At 45.9% G+C, this 11,400-nt stretch carries 9 protein-coding genes and 1 tRNA gene; 7 read left to right on the top strand and 3 right to left on the bottom strand.

What is annotated here, in order from left to right:
• The first annotated feature begins 140 nt into the window (after nt 1-140).
• The 4 genes from FCL45_RS20355 (at nt 141) to FCL45_RS20340 (ending at nt 3,412) form a co-directional block, all read left to right on the top strand.
• A complete protein-coding gene (locus FCL45_RS20355; protein ID WP_228721379.1) occupies nt 141-1,484 on the top strand; it encodes a bifunctional folylpolyglutamate synthase/dihydrofolate synthase in 1,344 nt (447 codons plus the stop codon).
• Between the two features lie 19 nt (nt 1,485-1,503).
• On the top strand, nt 1,504-1,812 hold the full coding sequence (locus tag FCL45_RS20350) for an HNH endonuclease (RefSeq protein ID WP_136798753.1): 309 nt from the start codon (nt 1,504-1,506) through the stop codon (nt 1,810-1,812).
• 400 nt (nt 1,813-2,212) lie between these two features.
• A tRNA-Arg gene (locus tag FCL45_RS20345) sits at nt 2,213-2,289 on the top strand.
• A gap of 226 nt (nt 2,290-2,515) precedes the next feature.
• On the top strand, nt 2,516-3,412 hold the full coding sequence (locus tag FCL45_RS20340) for a DMT family transporter (RefSeq protein WP_136798754.1): 897 nt from the start codon (nt 2,516-2,518) through the stop codon (nt 3,410-3,412).
• Between the two features lie 256 nt (nt 3,413-3,668).
• Here FCL45_RS20340 and FCL45_RS20335 read toward each other — a convergent pair whose 3' ends face one another.
• Genes FCL45_RS20335 through FCL45_RS20325 form a run of 3 tightly spaced genes read right to left on the bottom strand, consistent with a single transcriptional unit; the run spans nt 3,669 to nt 6,760 of the window.
• Nucleotides 3,669-4,796, bottom strand: coding sequence for a radical SAM protein (locus FCL45_RS20335; protein WP_136798755.1), 1,128 nt, complete (start codon nt 4,794-4,796; stop codon nt 3,669-3,671).
• Nucleotides 4,797-4,805: 9 nt separating this feature from the next.
• The gene (locus tag FCL45_RS20330; protein WP_136798756.1) at nt 4,806-5,471 is read right to left on the bottom strand and encodes an alpha/beta hydrolase; all 666 of its coding nucleotides are present in this window, start codon (nt 5,469-5,471) and stop codon (nt 4,806-4,808) included.
• Nucleotides 5,468-6,760, bottom strand: coding sequence for a glycosyltransferase family protein (locus tag FCL45_RS20325; RefSeq protein WP_176360074.1), 1,293 nt, complete (start codon nt 6,758-6,760; stop codon nt 5,468-5,470). The genes FCL45_RS20330 and FCL45_RS20325 overlap by 4 nt, the downstream gene beginning before the upstream one ends.
• Before the next feature lie 583 nt (nt 6,761-7,343).
• Here FCL45_RS20325 and FCL45_RS20320 point away from each other — a divergent pair.
• The 3 genes from FCL45_RS20320 to FCL45_RS20310 all read left to right on the top strand — a co-directional run bounded on the left by FCL45_RS20320 (nt 7,344) and on the right by FCL45_RS20310 (nt 11,106).
• Nucleotides 7,344-7,868, top strand: a complete 525-nt coding sequence (locus FCL45_RS20320; protein WP_136798758.1) for a DUF4823 domain-containing protein — start codon at nt 7,344-7,346, stop codon at nt 7,866-7,868.
• A 208-nt stretch (nt 7,869-8,076) separates the two neighbouring features.
• Entirely contained in the window at nt 8,077-9,531 is a 1,455-nt protein-coding gene (locus FCL45_RS20315) for an IS4 family transposase (RefSeq protein ID WP_217907577.1), read from the top strand.
• Between the two features lie 120 nt (nt 9,532-9,651).
• On the top strand, nt 9,652-11,106 hold the full coding sequence (locus FCL45_RS20310) for an IS4 family transposase (protein WP_217907577.1): 1,455 nt from the start codon (nt 9,652-9,654) through the stop codon (nt 11,104-11,106).
• Nucleotides 11,107-11,400: the final 294 nt, after the last annotated feature.

Below are 11,400 nucleotides of genomic sequence, written 5' to 3'. Positions count from 1 at the left end.
GTGGGACGTTGGACGTTGGATGTTGGATGTGAACTGCAACTGCGAGTTGGATGTTGGATCTGAGTTGTGAGGGGATAGAAGGCAAACGTTGGATGTGGGACGTTGGATGTAGGACGTGAACGGCGTAAGAGAAAGAGATTATGATGACATATGATGAAGCTTTGCGACTCCTCGATGAGTTGCAGATGCACAAGATAAAGCTGGGGCTTGGGGCCATGCACTCCTTCCTGGAGAAGGTTGGCGAGCCTGAAAAGAAGCTGAAGATTGTTCATGTGGCGGGTACCAACGGCAAAGGCTCGGTGAGCGCTTCGCTGCTGAATGTGCTGCAGAAGGCTGGTTATAAGGTCGGCCTCTACACCTCCCCCCATCTGAGCTGTGTGCGTGAGCGGTTCCGCATTAACGATACCTTTATCAGTGAAGCAGATTTTGCCCGTATTGCCCAGCAGGTGGCCGATGCCCTCGGCGATGATCAGATAACCTATTTCGAGTTCACCACGGCCCTTGGTCTGCTCTGGTTTGTCGAGAACGATCTCGATCTGGTTATACTCGAGACGGGGCTTGGCGGCAGGCTCGATGCCACCAACGTGGTGACTCCGCTGGTTTCGGTTATCACCAGTATCAGTATGGATCACGAAGCCTATCTCGGCACCACCCTGACCGAAGTTGCCGGGGAAAAGGCAGGCATTATTAAGCCGGGTGTGACGGTAATTGCAGCTCCAGGGCCCATCGAAGTGATCAAGGTGCTGGAGAAGAAGGCAGCAGAGCAGTCTGCGCCGCTCTACCGGCTGGGATATGAATTTCATTACTCAGGCAACTCAAATGAGAACTGGAGCTGGGCAGGTGGAACATTTGCCCTGGGTGCCAGAATAGAGGGATTACGCTGTTCCATGCGTGGCGCATATCAACGGGAAAACGCTTCGCTGGTGGTGGCTATCGTTCATATCTTAAAAGAGAACGGTTTCGATCTTTCAGATGATCAACTCCGTCAAGGTCTGGCAACAGTGGTTTGGCCAGGCAGGCTTGAATATCTGGTGCTGGGAAAAGAGAGCCGGGCGCAGCAGCAGGTCAATGGTGAAAGAGTCGAGAACTCAGTCCGCTATCTGCTGGATGGTGCCCACAACCCGGCCGGGGTAAAGAACCTCACCATGACCCTGGCAGATGAGTATCAGTATAAAAAGCTCTATGTGGTCTGGGGAGCAATGATTGATAAGGATATCAAGGGAGGTTTTTCCTCTATCCTGCCCCTGGCTGATGGCCTGATCCTCACCCGACCGGATGGCGAACGTTCTGCCGAACCGGAGCAACTTGCGGCCTGCCTGCCTGAAGATGTGAGAGACAAAGCGGTACTGGCCCGGGATGTCGTTGATGCCCTGAAAGCCGCAGAACAGCTTGCCACCCCGGATGATATGATTCTTGTAGCAGGTTCACTCTATCTGGTGGGAGCTGTACGTAAGGAACTTGTAGGAGAATTGGTAGGGGCATGAGCCGGAGAGCAGTAGAATAATGACAGACTATTTTAATCTCGACGGCGTTGATGATGCCGTAATCAGAACCGAGCGTGCAAAGGCTCGTGAATTAAAAAAAAGCCGGTGGTGGCAGCAGAAGACCTCATCCGGCCTGTGTTACTATTGCGGTAAAAAGTTCACCTACAAACAACTCACCATGGATCATCTGGTGCCGCTGTCGCGTGGGGGACGCTCTACCAAAGATAATCTGGTACCAAGTTGTAAGAAGTGTAATACTAAAAAGAAGTCGATGCTGTCGGTTGAGTGGGAGGAGTATGTTGATAAGATTCATCGCAACACGGTATAAGTCTAAGAGGAAGCTCTTTTGGCCCAGCTCTTCGTTATTTTCAGGAAATCAATGCTCGACGTATTATGCATACGCCTCCGCTTAATTTCCTGAAAATGCCTCGCTCTGAACCAAAATAGCAATCCTCAGGGGTACTCGGTGTGGTTGTGGTTGATTGATTCCAATTCCCCAACCGGTAGCAGGGGCGTTTGTTCCTGAGGGGAAATCCTTTAATGTTTTCCTGAAGCATTGAAAGTTTTGTTGCTAGGAGAAAATCATAGATCTCCAACGGGAGAAGGGGAGCTTGTTGTACGAAATGCAACGGCCGAAAAGCAATTTCCCTTGCGATGATGAGATTTTGTGGTAAATTTCACTGCTCTTCGCTTCCCCGGTGGAGAGACATTTCTTTACACATACCCAAGGGCGGGTAGCTCAGCTGGATAGAGTACTGGCCTCCGAAGCCAGGGGTCGCGGGTTCGAATCCCGCCTCGCCCACCATAGATAGAAAAAGCCCCAGGAGATTTCGATCTCTTGGGGCTTTGTTTTTCTATCAATAAAGTCCAGAGGGTTGAGGTGCAGCTATTCGATATGCCGGCTAATTTTATCCAATCCTGTTTGTTTTCACAGATGGTCAAAAAACGTTGCAGATACTTTCTGATCTGACTTCGTCTTGCACTTTCACAGTGTATTTTCAATACGATTCCAAAAGCGGGACAGAGGATTAATGAGTAATTCACGACAACTGCCGGCCTTGCTGCCTGTGCTGGCATTCGCAGTTTTGGGCACTATTTGGGGAAGTAATTTTATTTATATGAAGCTGGCTTTGGAGTTAATCTCTCCTCTGCAGATCGTGTTTTTCAGGGTCTTTTTCGGTTTCCTGCCAGTATTGGCATATGCGCTGATAAAAAGGGAATTAAAGCTTGAGCATTACCGGTACGCCCACCATTTTGTGGTTATGGCGCTTCTGGTGGCTATCATCAATTATTACGGCTTTGCTCAAGGCACCTCCCTGCTTCTTTCGGGTGTGGCGGGGGCGGTCTCGGGGGCTATTCCCTTGTTTGCCTTTATTCTGGCGGTATTGTTCATCCCTGAAGAAAGAGCCAGCCTGCTGAAAGTGATCGGTGTGGGGCTGGGTTTTGGCGGGGTAGTGCTGATCGGAATGCCAAGTGGTGAGCAGCTGGCCGATTCCAACCTTACCGGTGTCATGTATATGGTGATGGGTTCGCTCAGTGTCGGTTCATCTTTTATCTACGCCAGAAAATATATTGTACCCCTCAAATTATCCACCACTGCCCTGACCACCTACCAGCTGGGAGCAGCTCTGTTTATCCTGGCGCTCATTACAGACTATTCTGGTATCAATGCGATTTGGAGCGATTCACACGCCGTATTTGGCATGATAATCAATCTCGGCATCCTTGGTACCGGCCTGGCCTATATTATCTACTACTATATCGTCAGGGAGCTCGGCACCATTACCGCCTCCTCCGTGACCTATCTGCCTCCGGTGGTGGCCCTGCTGATCGGCTCATTACTGGTGGGTGAGCCTATCGGCCTTACCGAATACCTGGCAACTGCCATGATCCTGGCCGGGGTGATTCTTTTAAAAACGAAGGATTAGCAGGAGTGCGATTTGGCATCATAACTGATCTGAATAAATAGTAATCAGCTGGGGATGTGTCTCAATTGAATCAATTAGGGATGTACCCTGATTGATTTCCTGGGGCTTCATTTATCGGTACATTGGACGTAGTTGTGGGGGTGGATGTTCAATGGCGGGTGTATTTGAAATTGCAAATACATTTTAATTCTGATCTGACCATACTCAGTTACTTGGTCTTTTAGTCAAACTCTTCTGAAAATTCTCTAAATACTACTTACAGTCTCGGACAAATTTTACAGCAGCCGGGTACCGGGCCGGAGAAAAGGTTGTTCCTGAAATTCTGTAAACCTTTGTCCCACCATATTTCCTCTATTGACTGTGAAGTTACGTTACCTGCAGAGGTTTCAGGAGTGCAGTTGCAGTAATTTGTATCACCGTCAACGCGTACAACCAATGTGCGCAAAGGGGCGAGACAACGCTGATGTTTTGAGTGTGCTCTTTGTACTATCTGTTCGGGATTTTTTAGTAATGCGGTGGGCCAGTCTTCAGCAATATTAACGCTATCGAGCAGGTTTGGCACCAGCAGGACTATTCCATTTCGGGCCACTTCCCGCATCTGCTCACGCATTTTTGTCAGCAGTGTTTCCTTGTCGATAGTTGTGCTGATTGATTTGCTGCTGTTCTCTATGAAATTCAGGTCTGAAATCACAATGGCCGGGATGTTTACTGAGCGTGCAAATTTTGCCAGCGCACCCAGGTAGGGAAGCGTGTCTGCCTGCAGGACCGAGAATATACTCGCCGTCATTGTGGAACCTTCTGCTTTTTTCAGCGCCATAAATTCTCTGATATTATCCAGGATAATATCAAGATCGGCTCCTTCTCTATACCATTCAAAACGTTCACGGTCTGTGCTGTCGAGACTGAAAGTGATCGAACTCAGCCCACCCTCAATAAGCATCCTGGCTTTTGTCGCGTTAAGCGCCATGGCGTTTGTGACAAGTGATGTACGTATCTTCCGCTTTTTGAGTTCGTTGAGAATCCTTTCGAGTTCCGGATGAAGCAGAGGTTCGCCAAGGCCGACCAGATTTACGGCAGCAACACTTGGGTTGGCAGCAAGAATCTCCCTGAATAGCTGAAAGGACATGTGCTTTGAGGGAACCTTCATAAAGGTTCTTGCACAATAGCGACAGCTCAACTGACATGAGGTTGTAATTTCAAGATCAAGAAAAAATGGTGGGGCAGGGCGGCAAATCTCAGCGTCTGTAAATATCGGAGCGGGGAGGGATAGTTTTCGTGAAATGGTTGCGCGGACCGCTGCACTCTTTTTAAATTTGTCCAGAGATGTTGCAGGAATGGCAGGATAAAGTTCTCTGTATATTTCTACTATTTCAGCTTCGGTCATAACTATGAATCATCCGTTATTGGCAAAGAATGCTACAAGTTTTTCCTGCAGATACCTGGCACCTGATGAGGAACTATTGGGGAAAAAATGATCAGCTTCGGGGTGGGTGTGTAAAGAATAACAATGTATTCCAAGTTTCTCTGCTAAAGCTCTACCCGATGACGGAGGGATATGCACATCACTGTCACCCTGGAGCACAAGGGATGGGATTGAAACATTCATATATTTGGCATCACAGCGCTGCAAATATGAAAACATCTGTACCTGCAGGCTGAATGGCCAGTCGATTTGTTCAGAGGACGTTTCCCGCCAATATGCGAGGAAGCGGTCGTCAATACCGGCAGGAGATGCCAGAAATGCACACTTTGAGATACGACGAGTGAGATCATCACGGTCAGTTTCAGGATTGATTTGAGCTAATAGATTCGCGCAGATGGCGCCTCCGAGGGAATGGCCGGCGATACCTATATCTCCGCGTGTTGTGGTGACAAAGGTCTTCAATACTGATTGTGCGTCAATGAACCATTGCTGTGGCGCGTTGTGCTTTCCATTGTTCAACGAAAAGCTGGTCATAAAAGGTGCGGTAACCTGATGGCCTGCTTTTGTCAGACAATCGATCGATCTCTGTAAAGAGTCTGGATGCGAATCAAAGCCATGGAAGAAAAGTATATTCATAGAGCTTTTTCCATTGCTGAAATTTCTGAATTTGAAACCATTGTTATCGTGTCGCCAGTAATGATTCGTTGTAATACCTGTACCGGATCGGGGAAGGAAAGCACTTCATTTAAAAACTCGTTTTTGGCAATACCAAGACGCCTATCAATTGATTGGTCATCCAGTATGCGTTTGACCGTTTCCCGTAGGGTTGAGCTCGGGGTATCAAAAAGTTTCTGCTTATAGCTATCAATACTCCCGCTGAAAGGAGAGCTTGGCCAGAGACGAAACCCACCTCCAAGCTGTTCAGCGAGCATACCGTTATGGTCCTGCTCCGGTTGTTGAGGAATGATCAGTGTCGGGATTGCGTATTGCAGTCCATCGTAAATACTGCCCAGTCCTCCGTGGCAGACATAGAGGTCCAGCCCGTTCTCGACCAGCTGGCCGATATTGAAAAAACTTGCAAATACCACATTCGGAAAATCTCTTTTCAACCGCTCAAGAAACAGGTTATTCGTTCCGGAAATGCTGACATACAGTTTCCATGGTCCGCTTTCAAGTGCTGAGATCAAGTGGACAAGAACCTCCTGAGAACGGCAGATGCTCCCTAGTGCCAGCAATACAGATTTTTCATTTGGGATTTTCTGCTGAACTGTTTGTCGTAAAGAGTCATCAACGGAAAGGGGAGAACAATCTGTTGGATATGTTTTTGGGCACCATTTCTGCAGTGCCTGTAACCACGGAGGTGTTTTCTTGAGTTGCAGGAAGTTGACCGGCTGATAGTGTTCTGGAAGGGAGGAAATTGTTCTTCCCTGAAAGAAAGGTGAATCAGGGACAAGAACCCAGTCACCGTCAAGATAATCAGACATTTTACCCAGCGGCTTTAGACCGACGCTTTTAGCTACTTTCTGTAGTGCAGCGCATGCAAAATTATCAAAGAAATTCAGCTGCTTTTGTTGTTGTATGCTTTCCGCCGAAGTGGCTTCTGGTAAATATCCAAAATTAGCTTGTGTTTCCGGCAGCATGGACAGGATGTTCATGGAGATCAGAGGAGTATGGGTGGCACGCGCACTGATTCCTGATGTGTATTTAAAATTTGCCAGCACATAATCTGGTTGTACATCGTCAATGAGATCTATTTCGTCCTGAACACATGTGGCTACATAGTCATGATCGATAAACCATGAGACATTCGGGTGGTCTGTCGGCCCCTTTTCCCATAGCTCAGAAATGCATGAGTATCTGAGGTTTTCGTTTTCTGCCCAGCCAGCATAGTGTTTTGATATCCCATAGAAAACATCATGGCCCAATAGCTCGAGTTGCTGACCTATTGCTTGACACTCAAGTACGTGGGTGAAGGTGTTTCCAGACGGGAGTATGAGCAGGCGAGACATCTTTGATGATTCCTTAAGTAATGTAACCGGCGAAGCAGTTCATAAATACCCTCATGCTCATTAAACAGGAGGCATGAAATGCGTTTTTCGGTACGTAGCTTGAGTGAGCTAACCTGGCTCGAATATTAGCGTAATCGCATACGAGTAAAATTGTCGTCTAATGTAAATAATGGTGGATGGCTTTTTCTGCAATCCTTTTCGGTTGCACGTTGTCTACGGAAAACTGAGTAAAAGCAGCCTGTCGGGGATGCACCGCAATAAATGCTGGCCTTCGAAGGAGGAGGGTGCGGGTTCGAATCCGCCTCGCCCGCCATAGATAGGAAAATTAAGCTGAGATTGAGATGCTGAGATAGAGTTGGCGATTTAATTTGAATCTGACACTCTTTAGTTTTGAATTAGACTGGCATATGCAATAGTCTGCTACGATTGAAATTTGATATCGATGAACCTGCAATAGTGACCAGCCAAACTGATTCATTCTTTAACGGAGGAGTGCTGCATGCGTTACTTAAACTATCTTTTATACCTGCTCATCTTGTGTTTTTTGACTGCCTGCGCAGATTCCAATGTGACACAAAATATCACTCAAACCGGCACTAAGCTGTCTGTCGACAACAAAGTATATATTTCCATGTCTATGGATGGCAAATATGGGAATAAATTTTATGAGGGATCGGGATCTATGACCACCGATGCTCTCCGATCAGCATTTCTCACGCACACAGACAATGTAGAGGCTTCATCGGTATTTGAGACACGGCAAAAAGCAATACTGTCAGCACTAAACCACGATGCAGATTTTTTGGTCTATCCTGTCATTCTTCATTGGGAAGATAGAGCTACGGAGTGGTCCTCGATTCCTGACAAGGTCGAAGTAAAAGTTTCGCTCATTGAGCCTCACTCGCAGCAGGTAGTTGAGGCTATTATAGTAAGTGGCAGAAGTGGTCTTGCTACTTTTGGCGGAGATCACCCTCAGGATCTGCTTCCTGAACCTATTTCAGACTTTGTAAACACATTGTATTGAGCAACTCGGGGGTGCGGGTTTGACTCCCGCAGGCTTCACCAGTTAAAGCCGGTAGCATTCACGAAAGTGAATGCTACCGGCTTTTTTGTTTACAAGAAACGTGGTCTGTCCCGAATGGCGCTAGTTTAAGCGTGTTTTATAGGTGAAAAGCAACTGAATATATTGGCAAAAATTGGTATAATTTGCTATGCGAAACCAACACCAAATCATGCCAATGTTGCCCGGTTTTCACCTTCCCAAACGAGGTAGAAAACCTCATAGCCAACAACAAAAATTTGCTCGAAAAATCACTTCCCTCAGACAGAACTCTTTTAAACAGATAGGAGAGATTTTTGGGCAATTCATTCCCACGAAATTGCTCAAACAGGATCCTTCGGGAAAGATGAGCAGACGACGTTTGTTTACCAAGGAAAACACTTTTTGGTCCTTCTTAGGCCAAGTCCTTGATGCAGACGGTGGATGTAGAGAAGCTGTAAAAAAGTTGCAATCATATGCATCTAACCACGGCCTTCGGCTTCCATCATCATCTACCGCTTCATATTGCTGTGCACGTAAGAAATTAGATGAAAATCTGCTTGTTGAGGTGTTTCAACATACTGCTAAATGGTCCGGAGCACGACGTGCATCTCATTCATTAAATGATCGCCAGGTAATTGTTGTTGATGGGACAGGTGTTACAATGGCGGATACAGCAGAAAATCAAGAGCTTTGGCCACAGTCATCGAACCAGAAACCAGGATGCGGCTTCCCCTCAGCACGAATATGCGCATACTTTTCATTGCAAACCGGAACAATGCTCAGCTATGCCATCGGTAATAAAAAGAGTAACGAACTTCCATTGTTCCGTAAGCAGTGGTCCACCTTTGAGGCTGGTGATATCTTTCTTGGTGATAAAGGTTTTTGTAGTTACTTCGATTTAGCCGAGCTGAAAAAACGCTGTGTTGATAGTGTGATAACACTTGCTCGTAGAAAACCAGTCGGTAGGAAAAACTGCATTAAAGAATTCGCTCCTGATGATCTACTGATTGAATGGAAAAAACCAGTATACAGGGAAATGGTGTCGTATTCGCGGAAAACCTGGGAGGACCTTCCCGACAAACTCGTTATGAGACAAATCAAAGTAAAGGTGACTCAATCAGGGTTTAGAACAAAAGAATTTCATATTGTTACCACGCTAATCGATCAAGATCAGTACCTGAAAGACGAAATTGCAGCGTTATACCTTAAGCGTTGGGATGTCGAACTTTTCTTTCGTGATATCAAGACAACGATGGGATTTGATATCCTCCGGTGCCAATCGCCTGAAATGATAAAGAAAGAAATTTTAATGTACTTCATAGCGTACAACTGCATCCGGCGCATAATGTTACAAGCGACACAGCTGGTAGACATTGATATCCGGTCTATCAGTTTCAAAGGAAGTCTACAGGCTATTAGAAGTTGGGAACCACGGTTGGGGTCCTCTAGGTTGAGCACAAATGAAAGACAAAACATGCTCTCAGATTTATCCTTTGTCGTGGCTCGTTGCAAAGTTTTCGACAGGCCTGGACGAAGCGATCCGCGGTGTCTTAAGCGAAGACCAAAACCTTATCAGTTACTCAACAAACCTAGAAGTGAAATGGTCGAAATACAGCATCGGAGCAGATATGAAAAAAAGGCTTAAACTAGCGCCATTCTGGTCTGTCCCGAATGGCGCTAGTTTAAGCGTGTTTTATAGGTGAAAAGCAACTGAATATATTGGCAAAAATTGGTATAATTTGCTATGCGAAACCAACACCAAATCATGCCAATGTTGCCCGGTTTTCACCTTCCCAAACGAGGTAGAAAACCTCATAGCCAACAACAAAAATTTGCTCGAAAAATCACTTCCCTCAGACAGAACTCTTTTAAACAGATAGGAGAGATTTTTGGGCAATTCATTCCCACGAAATTGCTCAAACAGGATCCTTCGGGAAAGATGAGCAGACGACGTTTGTTTACCAAGGAAAACACTTTTTGGTCCTTCTTAGGCCAAGTCCTTGATGCAGACGGTGGATGTAGAGAAGCTGTAAAAAAGTTGCAATCATATGCATCTAACCACGGCCTTCGGCTTCCATCATCATCTACCGCTTCATATTGCTGTGCACGTAAGAAATTAGATGAAAATCTGCTTGTTGAGGTGTTTCAACATACTGCTAAATGGTCCGGAGCACGACGTGCATCTCATTCATTAAATGATCGCCAGGTAATTGTTGTTGATGGGACAGGTGTTACAATGGCGGATACAGCAGAAAATCAAGAGCTTTGGCCACAGTCATCGAACCAGAAACCAGGATGCGGCTTCCCCTCAGCACGAATATGCGCATACTTTTCATTGCAAACCGGAACAATGCTCAGCTATGCCATCGGTAATAAAAAGAGTAACGAACTTCCATTGTTCCGTAAGCAGTGGTCCACCTTTGAGGCTGGTGATATCTTTCTTGGTGATAAAGGTTTTTGTAGTTACTTCGATTTAGCCGAGCTGAAAAAACGCTGTGTTGATAGTGTGATAACACTTGCTCGTAGAAAACCAGTCGGTAGGAAAAACTGCATTAAAGAATTCGCTCCTGATGATCTACTGATTGAATGGAAAAAACCAGTATACAGGGAAATGGTGTCGTATTCGCGGAAAACCTGGGAGGACCTTCCCGACAAACTCGTTATGAGACAAATCAAAGTAAAGGTGACTCAATCAGGGTTTAGAACAAAAGAATTTCATATTGTTACCACGCTAATCGATCAAGATCAGTACCTGAAAGACGAAATTGCAGCGTTATACCTTAAGCGTTGGGATGTCGAACTTTTCTTTCGTGATATCAAGACAACGATGGGATTTGATATCCTCCGGTGCCAATCGCCTGAAATGATAAAGAAAGAAATTTTAATGTACTTCATAGCGTACAACTGCATCCGGCGCATAATGTTACAAGCGACACAGCTGGTAGACATTGATATCCGGTCTATCAGTTTCAAAGGAAGTCTACAGGCTATTAGAAGTTGGGAACCACGGTTGGGGTCCTCTAGGTTGAGCACAAATGAAAGACAAAACATGCTCTCAGATTTATCCTTTGTCGTGGCTCGTTGCAAAGTTTTCGACAGGCCTGGACGAAGCGATCCGCGGTGTCTTAAGCGAAGACCAAAACCTTATCAGTTACTCAACAAACCTAGAAGTGAAATGGTCGAAATACAGCATCGGAGCAGATATGAAAAAAAGGCTTAAACTAGCGCCATTCTGGTCTGTCCCATATATATATATATATATATATATTCCGGAAACAAATAGGCTCAGAGCGAAATGAAAAATTAGCTCGGGTTCGACTTCTGCCGAGCCCACCAGCTAAAAGAAAAGCCCCAGGAAATTTAGGTCTCTTGGGGCTTTAATATTTAAGGCATTTATCGGGGAGTACTCCGATAAATGCCTCTTTGGTTATGACATCTGGGATGATGTAAGACTACATTCATCTAAGCCCACGCTGGCAAAGCAGGCAGGTCCCTTTCTGGTAAATGTTATGTC

Source organism: Desulfosediminicola ganghwensis (assembly GCF_005116675.2).
Classification (GTDB): domain Bacteria; phylum Desulfobacterota; class Desulfobulbia; order Desulfobulbales; family Desulfocapsaceae; genus Desulfopila; species Desulfopila ganghwensis.
This window is presented reverse-complemented; position numbering and strand designations above follow the sequence as displayed.

What these genes read in the sequence shown, in the direction of transcription:
- FCL45_RS20355 (WP_228721379.1), top strand. Translation starts at nt 141, where the DNA reads ATGATGACATATGATGAAGCTTTGCGACTCCTCGATGAGTTGCAGATG.
- FCL45_RS20350 (WP_136798753.1), top strand. Translation starts at nt 1,504, where the DNA reads ATGACAGACTATTTTAATCTCGACGGCGTTGATGATGCCGTAATCAGA.
- FCL45_RS20340 (WP_136798754.1), top strand. Translation starts at nt 2,516, where the DNA reads ATGAGTAATTCACGACAACTGCCGGCCTTGCTGCCTGTGCTGGCATTC.
- FCL45_RS20335 (WP_136798755.1), bottom strand. Translation starts at nt 4,796, where the DNA reads ATGACCGAAGCTGAAATAGTAGAAATATACAGAGAACTTTATCCTGCC.
- FCL45_RS20330 (WP_136798756.1), bottom strand. Translation starts at nt 5,471, where the DNA reads ATGAATATACTTTTCTTCCATGGCTTTGATTCGCATCCAGACTCTTTA.
- FCL45_RS20320 (WP_136798758.1), top strand. Translation starts at nt 7,344, where the DNA reads ATGCGTTACTTAAACTATCTTTTATACCTGCTCATCTTGTGTTTTTTG.
- FCL45_RS20315 (WP_217907577.1), top strand. Translation starts at nt 8,077, where the DNA reads ATGCCAATGTTGCCCGGTTTTCACCTTCCCAAACGAGGTAGAAAACCT.
- FCL45_RS20310 (WP_217907577.1), top strand. Translation starts at nt 9,652, where the DNA reads ATGCCAATGTTGCCCGGTTTTCACCTTCCCAAACGAGGTAGAAAACCT.